At 44.4% G+C, this 15,695-nt stretch carries 13 protein-coding genes; 3 read left to right on the plus strand and 10 right to left on the minus strand.

Annotated features, from left to right (window positions below; all coding sequences use genetic code 11):
- Positions 1 to 396: 396 nt before the first annotated feature.
- From ACGHAV_RS00215 to ACGHAV_RS00245, 7 genes are all read right to left on the minus strand, one after another.
- Entirely contained in the window at positions 397 to 762 is a 366-nt protein-coding gene (locus ACGHAV_RS00215) for a cupin domain-containing protein (protein ID WP_390374840.1), read from the minus strand.
- A gap of 114 nt (positions 763 to 876) precedes the next feature.
- The gene (locus ACGHAV_RS00220) at positions 877 to 2,112 is read right to left on the minus strand and encodes an allantoate amidohydrolase (RefSeq protein WP_390374843.1); all 1,236 of its coding nucleotides are present in this window, start codon (positions 2,110 to 2,112) and stop codon (positions 877 to 879) included.
- Complete coding sequence (locus ACGHAV_RS00225; RefSeq protein WP_390374846.1) at positions 2,105 to 3,355, minus strand: pyridoxal-phosphate-dependent aminotransferase family protein; 1,251 nt, start codon at positions 3,353 to 3,355, stop codon at positions 2,105 to 2,107. The genes ACGHAV_RS00220 and ACGHAV_RS00225 overlap by 8 nt, the downstream gene beginning before the upstream one ends.
- 9 nt (positions 3,356 to 3,364) lie before the next feature.
- A complete protein-coding gene (locus ACGHAV_RS00230; protein WP_390374848.1) occupies positions 3,365 to 4,183 on the minus strand; it encodes a sulfite exporter TauE/SafE family protein in 819 nt (272 codons plus the stop codon).
- Positions 4,184 to 4,219: 36 nt separating this feature from the next.
- Positions 4,220 to 5,797 (minus strand): gamma-glutamyltransferase family protein, encoded by a 1,578-nt coding sequence (locus ACGHAV_RS00235; RefSeq protein WP_390374851.1) that lies wholly within the window; start codon positions 5,795 to 5,797, stop codon positions 4,220 to 4,222.
- Positions 5,798 to 5,919: 122 nt separating this feature from the next.
- On the minus strand, positions 5,920 to 7,140 hold the full coding sequence (locus tag ACGHAV_RS00240) for an amidase (RefSeq protein WP_390374854.1): 1,221 nt from the start codon (positions 7,138 to 7,140) through the stop codon (positions 5,920 to 5,922).
- A 163-nt stretch (positions 7,141 to 7,303) separates the two neighbouring features.
- Complete coding sequence (locus ACGHAV_RS00245) at positions 7,304 to 8,137, minus strand: MurR/RpiR family transcriptional regulator (protein WP_390374857.1); 834 nt, start codon at positions 8,135 to 8,137, stop codon at positions 7,304 to 7,306.
- Between the two features lie 350 nt (positions 8,138 to 8,487).
- Between ACGHAV_RS00245 and ACGHAV_RS00250 the strand changes: the two genes are divergently transcribed.
- A complete protein-coding gene (locus tag ACGHAV_RS00250; RefSeq protein WP_390374860.1) occupies positions 8,488 to 9,114 on the plus strand; it encodes a CPBP family intramembrane glutamic endopeptidase in 627 nt (208 codons plus the stop codon).
- Positions 9,115 to 9,257: 143 nt separating this feature from the next.
- The gene (locus ACGHAV_RS00255; RefSeq protein ID WP_390374863.1) at positions 9,258 to 10,442 is read left to right on the plus strand and encodes a mechanosensitive ion channel family protein; all 1,185 of its coding nucleotides are present in this window, start codon (positions 9,258 to 9,260) and stop codon (positions 10,440 to 10,442) included.
- Here the strand turns inward: ACGHAV_RS00255 and ACGHAV_RS00260 are convergent.
- Genes ACGHAV_RS00260 through ACGHAV_RS00270 form a run of 3 tightly spaced genes read right to left on the minus strand, consistent with a single transcriptional unit; the run spans position 10,439 to position 13,228 of the window.
- Positions 10,439 to 11,500, minus strand: a complete 1,062-nt coding sequence (locus tag ACGHAV_RS00260) for a DUF3080 family protein (RefSeq protein ID WP_390374866.1) — start codon at positions 11,498 to 11,500, stop codon at positions 10,439 to 10,441. The genes ACGHAV_RS00255 and ACGHAV_RS00260 overlap by 4 nt on opposite strands.
- Positions 11,501 to 11,532: 32 nt before the next feature.
- Positions 11,533 to 12,282 (minus strand): pteridine reductase, encoded by a 750-nt coding sequence (locus ACGHAV_RS00265; protein ID WP_390374869.1) that lies wholly within the window; start codon positions 12,280 to 12,282, stop codon positions 11,533 to 11,535.
- Positions 12,283 to 12,340: 58 nt separating this feature from the next.
- Positions 12,341 to 13,228: a fructosamine kinase family protein gene (locus tag ACGHAV_RS00270; protein WP_390374872.1), complete on the minus strand. Its 888-nt coding sequence runs from the start codon at positions 13,226 to 13,228 to the stop codon at positions 12,341 to 12,343.
- A gap of 490 nt (positions 13,229 to 13,718) precedes the next feature.
- Here ACGHAV_RS00270 and thrS point away from each other — a divergent pair, with 490 nt between their 5' ends.
- A complete protein-coding gene (thrS, locus tag ACGHAV_RS00275) occupies positions 13,719 to 15,635 on the plus strand; it encodes a threonine--tRNA ligase (RefSeq protein WP_390374875.1) in 1,917 nt (638 codons plus the stop codon).
- The last annotated feature ends 60 nt before the right edge of the window (positions 15,636 to 15,695 follow it).

The raw sequence follows: 15,695 nt of genomic DNA on the forward strand, positions 1-15,695 counted from the left end.
TGTTGTTCTAATATTGTTATTTTTGTGTGAACGGCTTTTGTTTGCTGCTTTTACGTTATTTTTAAAGACAACAATGCACTACTTTGGTGATGTTAAAACGGCTTGTGCAATAGTTATTGGTGAACAACTTTTACTGGTGAATAACTTTTATTGGTAAACGAAGAGCCCCTCAGGTGCTTAAGAATATCAACCACGTGCAAGATTGTTTGTAGTTATTGAAAAACGTAAACACAATGCAAAATTAAAAGTGAAAACACCATGTGAAGGAGGTGAGTTCTTCTTTTGGTATGGCTGGCTAGGAATAGCTGGTAGATATCGCGGGGAAATAGCGGCAAACAGAAAAGGGGGGAGTGTATGTGTGATGCTATCAGGACGTGCTAACACAAAGTGAAAGCACTAAAAAATTGTCTCGTCAGGTAGGGTAACAAAAATAGAATGGCGTACTTCATTATTTAGCGCTTTCGAGCAATGGCCTTGGCCTTCAGTATCTTCAAGTAGCAGAACATCTCCTGCACCAAACTCACGCTGTTCACCGTTTGATACGGTAAATTCCGCGCGACCTTTTATAATAAACAAAAACTGCCTGGCCGGAGCGGTATGCCATTTGAAATCATAATCGGCAGGGGTTTCGCGAAAAATAATCTTATCTGCGTCAAACTTTTCAGACAATAAACCAATAGGGCCGCCGTCTTTAAGTGGAATGGTAATTTCACCAAAGTGGCTTTTTCCATACTCGTCGTTGTAAATTCGGGTTATGTTCATTATTGGTCCATATTGTTTAGTACTAGGCATCTGAATATTTCAAGCTTTTGCCTAGTGCAAGTGCAAGTGCAAGTGCAAGTGCAAGTGCAAGTGCAAGTGCAAGGCTATGGCGTATTAGCTATGGGTTAAATGCTTAATAGTGTTGAATAGCACTGACAGACTAGCTTCAACGTCATACTCAGTAACAGACTCGGCAGGGTGATGGCTAATGCCGCCTTTACAGCGTGTGAAAAGCATGCCAACAGGGCATATTTCTGCCATTGCCATGGCATCATGTCCTGCACCAGATGCAAGGATGTGCGTGTGTAAACCGCTTTCTTCCACGCCTTTAATTAACGCAGCTTTTAGCTGTTTATCACAGTGTACAGCAGGCGCAATATGCGTTTGCTCCATACTTAACTTCACATTTCTATTACTAGCGATGTTGTTTAGGTGTGTAATTATTACGTGTAGCGCGTTGTCTCTTAAATCATCGTCTTCACTACGAATATCAAGCGAGAAGTGGGTTCTACCTGAAATTACATTCACACCGTTCGGTGCATTGTCGATTTTACCTACGGTAGCTACCACGCCGTGGTCTTGTGCGCTAACAGACTCAACTGCTAAAATCATTTCGGCGGCAGCGCATAGTGCGTCGTGACGCATAGACATTGGCACCGTGCCTGCGTGGCCGGCCATACCTTCCACGGTAAAATTGAAGCGCCGGGCGCCTGCAATTGCACTAACCACTCCCACTGGAAGGTTGTGTTGTTCAAGCACTGGACCTTGCTCTATGTGAAGTTCAAGGTAGCCTAAAATATCTGTACGAGAAATACTGGCACTTGCTATGGCATCAAAATTCAAACCGAAGTTTTGCAAAGCTTGTTCAAGGCTAATGCCTCTTTCGTCTTTCAGATATCGCCAATTTTCTTGCCATTTACCTGTTAGTGCGCGACTGCCAAGCAGTGTGGTGCCAAATCGTGTACCTTCCTCATCACAGAATCCAACAATATCTATATGAAATGGAAACTTAATGTTTAGCCCGTCAAACATGGTAACAATGGAAATGGCACTTACCACGCCCAACATTCCATCATATTTTCCGCCATTTGGAACTGTGTCTAAATGGCTCCCTAAAATGAGACGTGGCGCGTTTGGTACACTAGACGTGTAGCGCCCCCATACATTACCCACGGCATCTTGCCATGTTGTCATGCCTGCTTCTATCATCCAGCCAGAGGCTAATTGATTTGCTAGCTTATGTTGCTCGGTAAGGTATCTTCTATCTAAACAATGTTTGTCCTGACTTAATGTCCCTAACGTTTCACAGCGCGCCATCACTTGCGTAGCAAGCTCTTTGAACTCACTCATTAACTCTGCCTGTGTTTCTTACTTTATCGTAAACAGAAATTGCTGCATCAACGCCACTGCCTGCGGGCACCGAAAAGCCTTGCATTCTTAGCACAGTTTCAAGTGACTGAAGCGTATGTAAAACGGCATCCTCACGGGCGTTATACCCCATGGTACCTATTCGCCAAATCTTTCCCTTCAGCGGCCCGAAGCTGGTACCAATTTCAATATTGAAGCGATGGAGCAGGGTTTCGCGAACCACCTCTCCCTCAACACCATCAGGAATATGTACCCCAACGACGTTATACATTTTGTGCTTAAGGTTACCAAATGGCTCTAGGCCCATGGCTTGTATTCCTGCGAGCATAGCGTCACCTGCAGCTTTGTGACGAGCAATAACCTGCTTTTGACCTTCTTCAAGGTGCACTCGAGCGCATTCTCTGGCGCAGTAAAGCATACTGGCAGCTTCAGTGTGATGATTTAGACGCTCTTCGCCCCAATAATTCATGATCATAGGAAGATCAAAGTAGTTTGAGCGTATTCTTGGGCCTTGCGCATTTTCGTGATGCGCATCGCGAATACCTGCTTCTACGTGCTGCCGCTGTCGCACTACGCTAACAAATTTATCGCTTAAGGTAACTGGTGCACTGCCAGAGGGACCACCTAGACACTTCTGCAACCCTACTGATACAGCATCCAGTTTCCATGCATCTACTTCAAGCGGGTTACCGCAAATAGATGCAGTAGCATCGCAATAAAAAAGTACGTTATGCCTTTCGCAAATCTCACCAATACCAGCAAGTGGTTGAAGCATGGTAGTCGAGGTATCACCTTGTACTATTGCAAGCAGTTTGGGTTTGATTTTTTCAACCGCACTTTCAATTTGCTCGGGTGTAAATACTTCGCCCCATGGTACCTCTATGGTATGTACTTCAGCATCTGCGCGTTCGGCTATTTCTGCTAGCAAATGACCAAAGCGGCCAAAAATAGGTACAAGTACTTTATCGCCAGGCTCTATGGCTGAAACTAGTACGGCCTCAATACCCGCGCGAGAAGTACCATTTACCAAAAATGTTTGTTTATTTTTTGTATTAAAAACATCGCGGTACAGCGCCATGGTTTCATTCATGTAGGTGGTCATTACAGGGTCGTACTGGCCCACCAACTGCGTAGCCATAGCGGATAACACGCGTGGGTAGCAGTTAATCGGGCCAGGGCCCATTAGCAAACGAGGTGGGGGAGAAAGCTCTGAAAAGTATTGCATATTGACCTCCTAAAGCATGACTTGTGCAAGCATGCGCACGCCGGTGATGATAAGAACGATGGCGAAGATTTTCTTTAGTAAACCGGCATCGAGTTTGTTTGCGATATTGGCACCCACTGGCGCGAACAAAACGGTTAACGGTACGATGCACGCAAAGCCGAGTAAATTTACATAGCCATAAGTGGCAAACGGTGCATCTGCTGGTGTGTCACCTACCGTAAGTAATGTGATAGCTGCCGGTAAAGATATGATGAGTCCAACGGCAGCTGCTGTTCCCACCGCTTTGTGTGCGGGGTAATTACAGAAGGTGAGGGTAGGTACCGTCAAAGTTCCTCCGCCTATACCTACCATTGAGCTGAAAAGGCCAATGCATGTTGCCATAACCGATTGACCACCTTTTCCAGGTAGTCCATTGAACAAGGCTTCTTTGCGGCCAATCAACATGTTTAGTGCAGAAAGCGTTGCGATAGCCCCAAACAACAGTGTGAGGTAGGTGGGGTTCACAATAGTCACCGCATAGCTGCCGAGTAGCACGCCAGCAAGAATAAACACTGCCCATGCTTTTAAAAGTGCGAAATCTACGTTTCCTTTTGCATGGTGAGCGCGGATAGAGCTGACCGATGTAGGCACTATTGTGGCAAGTGACGTTGCGGTAGCAATTACCATTGCGCTCTCTGCACTTACGCCGAGTGCTTGAAACAAAAAGAAAAGTACAGGCACAATGACTATGCCGCCACCCACTCCTAGCATTCCAGCCAGTAGTCCAGCGAAAATACCGGTACCTACTAAGGAAGCAATTGTTGAAATGTTATCTAATAAAAACTGCATGTTTTATCTCTTAATATTAAGAAAGCAAATGAGCCGTTAAATACGACCAGTGAAGGCTTTGCCGTCGCTTCTAGGGTCGCTTGCGCCACTCACTACACCGTCGGTATCACGAATAATAGCGCCTGCATGGCCCAATAATTCATTGCACGGTGTCACGGTTACCATATCGTGTCCTCGCGCCAATAAGCTGTCACCAACGTAATCAACAAGGTCACGTTCTGCCTTTAAATTATGACTTTCATCTCCCCAGGTTCGACCTAGTAACCAGCGACCTAGTGAAATAGCTTTTGCTATGGGTTGTTGATGGTAAACATGACGCGCAAATAAAGCGGCTTGTGTTTGTGGCTGCCCCTCGCCGCCCATGGTGCCATAACTCATTCTTCTACCATCACTAAGTTCGGCAAACGCTGGGTTAAGGGTATGAAACGGTTTTAACCCCGGAGCGAGGAATTGATTACTCTGTGGATCGAGAGAGAATGACGTACCGCGGTTGTTCCACACAATGCCGGTTTGTGGACTTACTACGCCAGAGCCAAACTCCCAATAAAGCGATTGAATGTAGCTCACCATACGGCCTTCGCTGTCACAGCAGCCCATCCAGATTGTGTCGCCAGGTTTAGCGACATGAGGCCAAGGTTGTGCCGACTCAACTTTGATGTGCGACACCATTTTGTCAAGCACTTCATCACTAAGCAGGGCTTGCAGGTTCACGGGCGTGCGAGACGGATCAGTCACGTTTTTGTTACGCGCAATAAATGCTTGCTTGGTACACTCTATAAGCAGGTGAACCATATCCGCATCAGTTTTGCTAAGGTGTTGAACCTTGTCGTACAGCGCAAGAATAAGTAGCGAAGCCACACCTTGTGTAGGGGCAGGTAAGTTGTATAACTTTCCTTTGCTGGTGGTTACCGTTAACGGCTCAACCGTTTTTGCTTCATAATTGTGAAAGTCTTGAATACGTATTGGAGAGCCTGCTGCTTCTAAATCTGCAGCAAGCATTTCAGCCAGTTCGCCGTTGTAAAAGTCGTTTAGCCCTTTATCTGCTAAATGCTGTAGCGTTTTCGATAACGTGGTGAGTTTTAATATTTTACCTTTTTTAAGCGCGTTACCTTTGATTAAGAACTGCGAAAAATTCTCGTCTTTTGAAAGCTCCTCAAACGTTTTATTACTTGCATCAACTAGGCTTTGCGTTACTTCTATACCCCAATTGGCTTGACTGATTGCGGTATCAAGTAAGGTTTGAAGTGGAAGCCCTTGCTGCCATGTATGGCTGATATCAAGTGCTTTTTGCCAGCCTGCTACGGCGCCCGCCATAGTTAACGCCGACTTGCCCCCACGACTTGGAATTACATCGGCATTTTTATAGAAATCTGGTGTTGCGCCATTGGCCGCAACACCAGAGGCATCAATACCTACAGGAGCTTTTCCTGGTTCACTGATAAGCCAAAATCCATCGCCACCTAGACCGTTCATATGTGGGTATTCAACTGCAATAGATGCAGCCGCTGCTACCATAGCTTCTATAGCGGTACCGCCTTTCTCAAGTATGTTCAAGCCCACTTGAGATGCCGCAAAGTGCGGCGCGGTAAAAGCGATATTAGGTTTGTCGGTCATGTTTAATCCTTATAGTTTTTAGCAGCAATGCTGGCAGGCCATTGTAAATTCACGGCCGTTACGCTTTTGCAAGATTGCCAATTAAAGCCTTTTGTTGAAAAACGCGCTTTATTAATAAACGATTATTCGTTGAGCGTTGTAACAAGTGCTTTCGCTATGGAAAGCAGGGCCAAATCGCTGCCTTTTTTGCCCACTAGCGATAAACCGCATGGGGCATTGTGTAGAGTAAATAATGGCAAATGTAGCTGCGGTAAGCCCGTTAACCCAGCTAGGGATGTAAGCGTAAGCAGGCTGTTTCTATCATTTGCCAATGTTGTTTCACTGGCGTCAATCCGTGGGGCAATGCCAGGTGTAGTAGGGATAACAAGCACATCATTACTGTTAAATAATGCGTTTATGTGTTGTGTTACCTGCTGTTGTTTCGTCTTTGCGTCAATCACATCTTGCTGTGTAATGCTTTTACACCAATTAAGACGAAGCATTATGTCATTGGCAATGTCAGGTGATGTTTCTTCAATCCACGCGCCGTGTGTTTGCCAAATTTCGCTACCCTGCAATATGCGAAAAACCGAAGCGTTATCTACTGCTTCTACGCTAAGCTGGTTATTAGCAATATCGTTACACTGAAATGTAGTGCGAAGTTTTGAAAGCCATGCTTCACACTGCTCGTTATGAGCAACATTGCAAAATAACTGACTTGCTATACCAAAAGTTGTGTTTTCTAACGTTCTCTGTGCAGCGTACTCTTCATTGCTATTTACCGTAGCTGCCAAGACAATATCACTCACTGCTATCATGGTATCGATATCGCGGGTCATCCAGCCCACTGTATCGAACGACGGTGCAAGCGATACCATACTGTCGCAATGTACTGCCCCATGGCTGGTGCGAAGCCCCCAGAGCCCTTGGTAACTTGCCGGAACGCGAATTGAGCCACCTGTATCAGTACCTAAACCAATATCCGCAAGGTTTGCGGTTACTGCAACCGCTGAACCTGAAGACGACCCCCCTGGAATATGTTCTGGCGCTGCAGGATTTAAAAGGGCGTCATAGTGCTTATTTTGCCCATGTAAGCTGTAGGCAAGTTCATCGGTAATGGTTTTACCTACGAACATTGCACCAGCATTAAGTAAAGCCTCTACTGTACTGTTGGTGTCGTCGGGCACTTTATGCGTGCGTAACCAATCAGGATTTCCTGCAGACGTTGGTAAGCCCCGCACATGAAACAAATCTTTCACCGCAAGTCGTAAGCCATTTAAAACCTGATTGCTGTTAAATTTACTGCTTAAATGTGTATCAGCCGGTGTTTCATTGTTGGCAAGTAGTGTAAATGGATTACTCAAAGCGCGTTATTGACTTGTATTTTCCCTATATGTCTTATCATGAAACAACTGTTTCATGATAAAGTCAAGTGGAAACGTTTGTTGCGTTCTGCTGAGTTGCTCTTGCGCGCCGATTCTGCCGCTTGCGTTTTAGAGGCGTAACTGGTGTTACAGCAGGCAAGATTCACTTATTACTGTTTTCTAACTCGTCCATTTTCAGGTAAATATCGGTAATGGCGTCTACTCGCTGTGCGGCAATGTTACCTAATTCGTTGTAGGTAAGATTACATAGCGTTGCTACTAGGCTCATGGGGGCAGCATAACTGTCAAAGGGGGCGTCACTGCCAATATGTGATACCAGCAAATGCGCCACCTGCTGCCGATATATTTGGCCTGTGGGATCGGTAATTAATACAATTTTGCAGTGTTTAATATTTTCTAATATGTACTTAAATTGTCGCGTGCGTCTTCGAAAACCAAACAACACCACTACATCGTCTTCTGTGAAATCAATGATGTCTTCGCTTAATGTTTGTCCAGGTTGTGGAAGTACTCTTACAGACGACCTTATTTGTTTTAGCTGTTGTCTAAAATGGAGAGCGATGGGATACGCATTCCTAAAGCCAATTAGCGTTACCTGTTTCGCGCTAGCAAGCAATTTGGCTACTGCATTAAGACTTTCAAGTGACGTACCATCAAACGTATGGCGTAAGTTACTAATTTCGCTCTCAACTTGTTGAACATTACTTGAAGGCGGTACCACAGGTACGCCTTGTTCGCGAAGTGTAATAATTGCATCTTTAGCTTGTTGGTGAGATTCAAACCCCAACTGTCTGAAAAATCGACTGACCGTGGCCTTAGATGTATTCGTTTTCTCTGCAATGGTAGACGTAGATTGGCTAATTACTGCAATGGGGTTTTTTTGAAGGTAGTGGGCAATACTTTTGCTTGACGGCGAAAGGTGATCATAATGCTTTTCAATCTGCTGGATAACGTCGTTCGGAGTATTTTCTGACATACACACTGCCTATGTTGTTGTAGTGCAATTATTTCACGACTTTTGTTGATTATACAAATCGCGACAATTTTTACAGCAAGCCTTGATGTTTTACAAAGAGTGAAAATGTACGGAAGTACGCTAATTTGAATGCCGCGTGTTTCAACTGATAGTTTACACAAACGTAGGCGTGAAAAGAAAAATGCAAGCTAATTCAATGTTGTAAGTGACTTTTGGTTACGACGCTTTTTAGAAATTTAAGATACTTTGAAAAAGTAGGCGAAAGTAGCATGCGTACAAGTTCTCAAATTTTTAGTAATGGCACTACACTTTCATAAAAGTGTCATTAATGAGTAAAAATGAGGTGTGCCGTGGCAAAGTTATGGTCTGAACTGATCGTACTTTTTGTTGCACTTCCCATAGCAGTGCTTTACTGGATCAAACACTTTGCAGACTATCTTATGCCGATATTGGGTGTAACAGGTTTGTGCTGTTTAGCCATCTTGTTAGCAGATAAGCAATTTAAACGCATTAAGTTGTGGCATTGGGCAGACTACAAAGTACATTTAAAAAGTACCCTAAGGTTCTTTTTGCCATGGGCAAGTTTATTAGCACTTGTTGTGTATTTGATAAAACCTGACCTTTTTTTACACTGGCCATTGAATGAACCATGGATGTGGGTTGCCACACTGCTCATCTATCCTGTGGTTTCGGTCATACCTCAAGAAATAATATTCCGCACATATTTCTTCCATCGATATAAAAAGATATTGCCATCTAAATATGCCCGTTGGGCACTTAGCACTTTCGTTTTTGGGCTTGCTCACCTTGTATACGGAAACTGGATTGCTGTCGTTATCTCGTGGTTCGGTGGAGCGATTTTCGGCTACCGCTATATGCAAACAAACTCAACTCCGGTAGTGGTCATCGAACATGCGATTTGGGGCAGTTTTCTATTTACCATTGGGCTTGGCTCGTATCTGGTCGTTACTCAATAACCATCAACCCATTACCGTTTTACAGGTATCCAACACCAGTGATGAGCAAGCGGTTACTACGTAAATACTCTGCCAAGCGTTTTTGATACTAGCTTGGCTAATTTAAAGGAATGATAGCTTAGCTATCTTGAAGGAATGAGAGCATGCACCATTATATCCACCCTGTTTGGCGGCTTTTTACGGATAACGCCGATGTTAATGCGGTTTCAACAATTCCATTTGACGTTTTTGTTCAAACAGAGAATAGCGCAGCGGAGTTAGGTAGCTTTAATCAGGCCCACTCACTTCTCTTTGAGTTGTGGCAATCATTTATGTATAGACTGCCAGGAATAGCTGTGGGCATTGCAGCTATGGCGGTATTTATATTTCTAGCAAAGCCGTTATCGAGTTTACTCGTGAAGCCGCTTTTAAGAACATCAACATCACCGTTAATTCGCTCTGTTATCCAACGAAGTATTAGCCTTGTATTCATTGTTTTCGGTATTTATCTGTTTCTTTTTCTCGCAGGGTTAACGGGCTTTGCTATTGCAGTGGTTAGCGGAACGGGCGTAGTAGGGCTCATTCTAGGTTTCGCTTTTAGAGATATTGCTGAAAACTTCATATCCAGCTTATTACTTACGGTGCAGCGACCTTTTCGGATAGGCGATATTGTGCAAGTTAATGAATTCACCGGCATAATTCAAAAGGTGACGGCAAGGGCAACAACACTTGTCGATTTTGACGGGAACCACATCCAAATACCTAATGCGACAATTTACAAGAGCGTGATTAAAAACTTAACAGCTAACCCATTAATGCGTGGAAGCTTTGTTGTAGGCGTTGGATATGACGCTGATATTCACAACGCACAGCAAGTAGCCAGAAACGTTATTGCACAACAAAAACAGGTATTAGATGACCCAGAGCCTCAAGTGCTTATTGATAACTTGGGGGCGTCAACTTATAACGTTAAAGTGTACTTTTGGGTAAACGTAGAGCAAACCAGTGTAATAAAAATGGCGTCGTTGCTGATGAAAAACATCATAAACGCATTTGAAGCCGCAGAAATAAGCATGCCTGATGACGCAAGAGAACGTATTTTTCCTCAAGGACTTGCGCTTACAATGCAAGACGCTAGCTTGGCAGCTACACCAGATAGTAATGGGCAAAGTGGTCATACGCAAAAAAGCGATAGGCCAGAAACCGGTGAAGGTACAAGCAACCGCCGTCAAACTCACGTAATTAGAACAATTAGACACAGCGACGATGATGTTGCCACCGATGCGGATGAAATTCGAGAGCAGGCACGTCGCTCACGCGACCCTGAAGCTGGAACGAATATTCTTTAAGCTTGTGTTGGCGCAACCGGCGACAGATTGCAGCGTTTCAAAAAACCTTGCCAAAGGCTTACATGATTTTGTATTGCTGTACTGTAACGCTCAAAGTTGGTGTTGCTTTGGGTAGCTATGTAGTGCTTAAAATCATCGTGAAAGGCAGGGTGGGCTAACCATGCCTGCCAAAGGGGCTGAAGCTTGTAGTGGTATTGATTGATAAGGCTTCCTACAGGCTGAACCTCTTCAATAAAGAAAAGATAAAACACATTTCTCAATATTTTCGCTTGTTCAGTTGGGCGTCCATCAGGACATGAAATGGCCTGGAGCTTCGGCGTTAGTGACAAGGTCAGCGCATCTAAGTGTTCGGCTAATAGCAGTTGCGTGCGCCACATAGATGCGGGAAGTCGCACTGAGGTTATCATTTGCAGTTGCGCTTCAAATTCGGCGCTGTCGATAGGGCGTACTTCACTAACTCCCGCTGTGTCTTTAACGCTGTCGATAAAGAAAAAGCTGTTGATACTGGTGTTTGCATTAGTGGCAGATGACATTGATAGCAGCTGTTCGGGGTTATTGAGTGCTAATCTAATTTCTTTACTTGTTTGGATTAAGTTTGCCCAACTTTTCACAAAGTCGATGCGCTTTTGGTGTTGCCATTCATCCATCATCGCTGCCAAGTTTTCATTGCTCTCTTGAAGCGCTTTTTTGCATGTTTCCAATACCGATAAAAGCTTGCTTTCATATATCAAGCGTTGAGAGGGGAGTTGGCTCTTTCCTAGTGAGGTATTGCGCTCTGCCACTACGCGCCCAAGTTCGCAATCTTGCAAGGCATAAAAGTCTCGTAGGTTAATATTGAGCTCTTGAATGTCATTTTTAATCACTGATGATGCCGCCAAAGGAGGCAGCGACGGTGGTAATGTCTCTGGTAGCTCGGTATCGAGCACGTAAGCTAACCGTTCGCTGTAGTCTTCTAGACTGTTTTGTACTGTACGCTCGCTGAAACACCCTGCGAGTACTAACGCACTTAACATCAACAGAATGAGAGTTCGATATGCATAGAGCGTTGGTTGCAGCATCAATTATCCTTTAAGCCTTGTTGATATAAACGCTATACCGAAGCGCTTGTATATAAACTACGGCCACCATCTACGTAAAGGATCTGCCCAGTGATGTAAGAAGCGTCAATTAAAAATAATACCGCGTTAGCGATGTCTTGTGGACTGCCGAGCGAACCAAGTGGAATGGTGTCGATGAGCTTTTGTTTTTCTGCTGTTTCCATGGCGCGTTCTGGCCACAGTATTGCCCCAGGACCAATACCATTTACTCGTACATTAGGTGCAAGTTCAGTGGCCAAACTGCGCGTTAATGAAGCAAGCCCAGACTTTGCGAGGATATAAACGCTGTGCTGTGGGAGCGGTCTATCGATATGCATATCAACCATATTGATGACAACCCCCTTCGTTTTTGCAAGCTCAGGCGCTAAAGCTTGAGTGAGAAATAAAGGGCCTTTTACATTGCTGCCTACAAGCGATAACCAGTCACTTTCTTTTATTTCTCCAAATGGCGTTGGATAAAAACTCGATGCATTATTTACCAAAACGTCCACGCGGCCCCAAATGTCAGCTGCGTTCTTGGCAAGTGCTTCGATGTCTTCAGGTTCGCAAAGGTTGGCTTGTAAACACTGCGCTGAAGAGGGGCGTTGGCTATTTAATTTATCTACCAACGCTTGTGCCTCGTCGGCTGAACTGCCGTAATGCACTATTACTCGATACCCTTGAAGATGTAACTGTGTTGCGATTGTCGCGCCAATACGCTTTGGTGCACCGGTAATTAGTGCAACAGGAGCTGCTGTTCCCATAGTTTTGCCAATCTCTTTTTAATTTTAGTTTTTAATGCGTCACATTGTTTTTAAGGCGTTACACTGCCACTTCAATGTCGTCGATAATCGCTTTTGCTTGTGCAATGTAATGAGCGCCGAATAATAACCCGTGATTTAAAATATGGTAAAGCTGATAGATTGGTTTTCTTTGAACGTAATTTTTATCTATGGGGTAAGCGCTCTGATAACCTTCATAGAAAGTATTTGGAAATCCACCGAACAATTCAGCCATCGCTAAATCAGTCTCGCGATCGCCAATATAAACTGCTGGGTCGAATAATATAGGGCCCTTTGAATTAAATCCTGCATTACCAGCCCACAGGTCGCCATGCAGTAAAGACGGCGCAGGTTGGTGAAGGCTCAGTATTTGCCGAGTTAGCATAATAATGTGGTCTATATCGCCGTCGCTTTTGTGCCACTGGCCTTGAGCTGAAAGACGCTCAAGCATACTTCCTATGCGTTTCTCTGCGAAAAAGTCAGCCCACGACGCTAACCTACCATTAGTTTGTACGTTTGCACCTATGTAGTTATCGTGAGGCCAGCCATAGCTTGTATGTTCACCGCTAGCGTGAAGCGCTGCAAGCTGTTCCCCTAAGGTAAAATAGTCGTTTGTGGTTGGTTCTTTAAAACGAATGTGAGAGAGCACTAAATATTCGGTGTTGGGACTTTCGTTACGAGTTATACCATGACAAATAACGCTGGGTGTCATAACGGTTTTCGTATCAATGATAGCCTGAAGGCCTTCCGCTTCTAACGACAATTGTTGTGTGTCGTCGTACAAACGCGTTTTCACAAAGTAACGCTTTTGGCTATCACGAATGATAAAACTCTCATGCGTATCGCCGCCGCTTACAGGATCAGCGCGCTGACAAATAAAGAGCGTGTTTGTGGTATCGGAGATATGTTCGCTTATAAAGTGCCACATAATACGTGCTCCGTTGTTGCATCACATTTAATGAAAGCAAAACTAACGAAATAGTTGTATATACAGAACCAAATAAAACCGCATTCCCTCAATTAGCAAAGCATGACGCGAATTCTTACACCTCGCTAAAGGCTGGCTTTTGGTTAAAAAGTTTATCTATAAAATTATGGAGCAAATTCGGCGTTTTGCACACTTCATGGGCAACTCATATATAACTGCTTATTTTATAGTCACATTTAGCGTTTGAGTGGCCCCAAACACCAATGAGGTAAAGGAATAAGTAAACAATCATGTTTTGCCCATTGCAGTTGTACTTCGAGTAGTTATAATTCTTGACTTATTTAGCCGTGTAACGCATTCATCGGCATTCGGTTTTGTGCATGTTGAAGGTTACACACCGCGTGTTCTTTTAAGTTATTCTTAAAACGTACGCTAATTTTTTAATATGCAAGTGGCGCAGAGTAGGCGTCACCACTGTAAAGGACATAAAATGCCAGTTATTACCCTTCCTGATGGAAGCCAGCGCGCTTTCGATAATCCTGTTTCTGTACTAGACGTTGCAAACGACATTGGCCCTGGTTTAGCCAAAGCAACCATTGCAGGAAAAGTAAACGGTGAGTTAGTTGATGCCGTTGATATGATTGACGCGGACGCGCAACTTCAAATCATCACCGCAAAAGATGATGACGGTTTAGAAATTCTTCGTCACAGCTGCGCGCACTTACTAGGCCACGCTATCAAACAACTTTGGCCTAACACTAAAATGGCTATCGGCCCCGTTATCGATAACGGTTTTTACTACGACGTTGATATGGAAGAAAGCCTGACTCAGGAAGATTTAGCCAAGCTAGAAAAGCGCATGCTTGAGTTAGCGAAAACGAATTACAACGTGGTTAAAAACAAAGTTAGCTGGCAAGAAGCCCGTGATGCCTTTGAAGCACGTGGTGAAAGCTACAAAATAAAAATCCTTGATGAGAATATCAGCAAGGACGACCGCCCAGCACTTTATCACCATGAAGAATACACAGATATGTGTCGTGGACCTCACGTGCCAAACATGAAGTTCTGTCACCACTTCAAACTAATGAAAGTAGCAGGTGCTTACTGGCGCGGTGACAGCGACAATAAAATGCTTCAACGTATTTACGGTACTGCTTGGGCCGACAAAAAACAGCTTAAGTCTTACCTACAGCGCTTAGAAGAAGCAGAAAAACGCGATCACCGTAAAATTGGTAAAGCGCTAAACTTATTCCATTGGCAAGAAGAAGCGCCGGGCATGGTGTTTTGGCACAACGATGGTTGGTCAATATACACCGAGCTTGAAAGCTTTGTTCGTAAGAAGCTGCGTGAATACGGCTACGATGAGGTAAAAGGTCCATTAATGATGGACCGCACTTTGTGGGAAAAGTCAGGCCACTGGGACAAGTATGCTGACAACATGTTTACCACGGAATCTGAAAAGCGTGAGTACGCGGTTAAGCCAATGAACTGTCCAGGTCACGTTCAAATTTTCAACCAAGGTTTGAAGTCATACCGCGACCTACCGCTAAAAATGGCGGAGTTTGGTTGTTGTCACCGTAACGAACCATCAGGTGCACTGCACGGCCTTATGCGCGTTCGTGGCTTTACGCAGGACGATGCTCATATTTTCTGTACAGAAGAACAGATCCTAGAAGAGGTGAGCAACTGTATTAAGATGGTGTACGAGACATACGCTGCGTTTGGCTTTGAAGATATCAAAGTGAAGCTGTCTACACGCCCTGAAAAGCGTGTTGGAGCCGATGAGATTTGGGACAAATCAGAAGCTGCGCTTGCAGAAGCCCTTAAAGCAAATAACATCGAATTCGATTATCAGCCTGGTGAAGGCGCGTTCTACGGACCTAAAATTGAATTTACGCTTCACGATTGCTTAGACCGAGCGTGGCAGTGCGGTACCGTTCAGCTAGACTTCTCAATGCCTGGCCGTTTGGGTTCTACGTATGTAGGGGAAGATGGTGAGCGCAAAGTACCGGTTATGATCCACCGTGCGATTTTGGGGTCGCTTGAACGCTTTATTGGTATATTGACTGAGGAATTTGCAGGTTTCTTCCCACTTTGGTTGGCACCTCAGCAGGTTGTTGTAATGAACATTACAGACAAACAAGCCGATTACGCATCTGATTGTGTAAAAAAACTGCAAAATTTAGGGTTTAGAGCAAAGTCTGACTTGCGAAATGAGAAGATCGGCTTTAAAATCCGCGAGCACACATTAAAGCGTATTCCATATATGCTGGTGGTGGGCGATAAAGAAATGGAAGCCGGCGAAGTAGCAGTGCGCTCTCGACGCGGTGACGACCTAGGCAAAATGCGCCTGGAAGACTTTATTGCCATGGCTCAACAAGAAGTTTCTGAAAAGACAATTAAGTAGTTGAGCAAATTGTGTATAATGCACAATTAAGGTGTCTGCTTTTGGTTTTACTTTCTGGCA

Source organism: Alteromonas sp. MTD1 (assembly GCF_042848195.1).
Classification (GTDB): Bacteria; Pseudomonadota; Gammaproteobacteria; order Enterobacterales; family Alteromonadaceae; genus Alteromonas.

What these genes read in the sequence shown, in the direction of transcription:
- ACGHAV_RS00215 (WP_390374840.1), bottom strand. Translation starts at nt 762, where the DNA reads ATGAACATAACCCGAATTTACAACGACGAGTATGGAAAAAGCCACTTT.
- ACGHAV_RS00220 (WP_390374843.1), bottom strand. Translation starts at nt 2,112, where the DNA reads ATGAGTGAGTTCAAAGAGCTTGCTACGCAAGTGATGGCGCGCTGTGAA.
- ACGHAV_RS00225 (WP_390374846.1), bottom strand. Translation starts at nt 3,355, where the DNA reads ATGCAATACTTTTCAGAGCTTTCTCCCCCACCTCGTTTGCTAATGGGC.
- ACGHAV_RS00230 (WP_390374848.1), bottom strand. Translation starts at nt 4,183, where the DNA reads ATGCAGTTTTTATTAGATAACATTTCAACAATTGCTTCCTTAGTAGGT.
- ACGHAV_RS00235 (WP_390374851.1), bottom strand. Translation starts at nt 5,797, where the DNA reads ATGACCGACAAACCTAATATCGCTTTTACCGCGCCGCACTTTGCGGCA.
- ACGHAV_RS00245 (WP_390374857.1), bottom strand. Translation starts at nt 8,137, where the DNA reads ATGTCAGAAAATACTCCGAACGACGTTATCCAGCAGATTGAAAAGCAT.
- ACGHAV_RS00255 (WP_390374863.1), top strand. Translation starts at nt 9,258, where the DNA reads ATGCACCATTATATCCACCCTGTTTGGCGGCTTTTTACGGATAACGCC.
- ACGHAV_RS00260 (WP_390374866.1), bottom strand. Translation starts at nt 11,500, where the DNA reads ATGCTGCAACCAACGCTCTATGCATATCGAACTCTCATTCTGTTGATG.
- ACGHAV_RS00265 (WP_390374869.1), bottom strand. Translation starts at nt 12,282, where the DNA reads ATGGGAACAGCAGCTCCTGTTGCACTAATTACCGGTGCACCAAAGCGT.
- ACGHAV_RS00270 (WP_390374872.1), bottom strand. Translation starts at nt 13,228, where the DNA reads ATGTGGCACTTTATAAGCGAACATATCTCCGATACCACAAACACGCTC.
- thrS (WP_390374875.1), top strand. Translation starts at nt 13,719, where the DNA reads ATGCCAGTTATTACCCTTCCTGATGGAAGCCAGCGCGCTTTCGATAAT.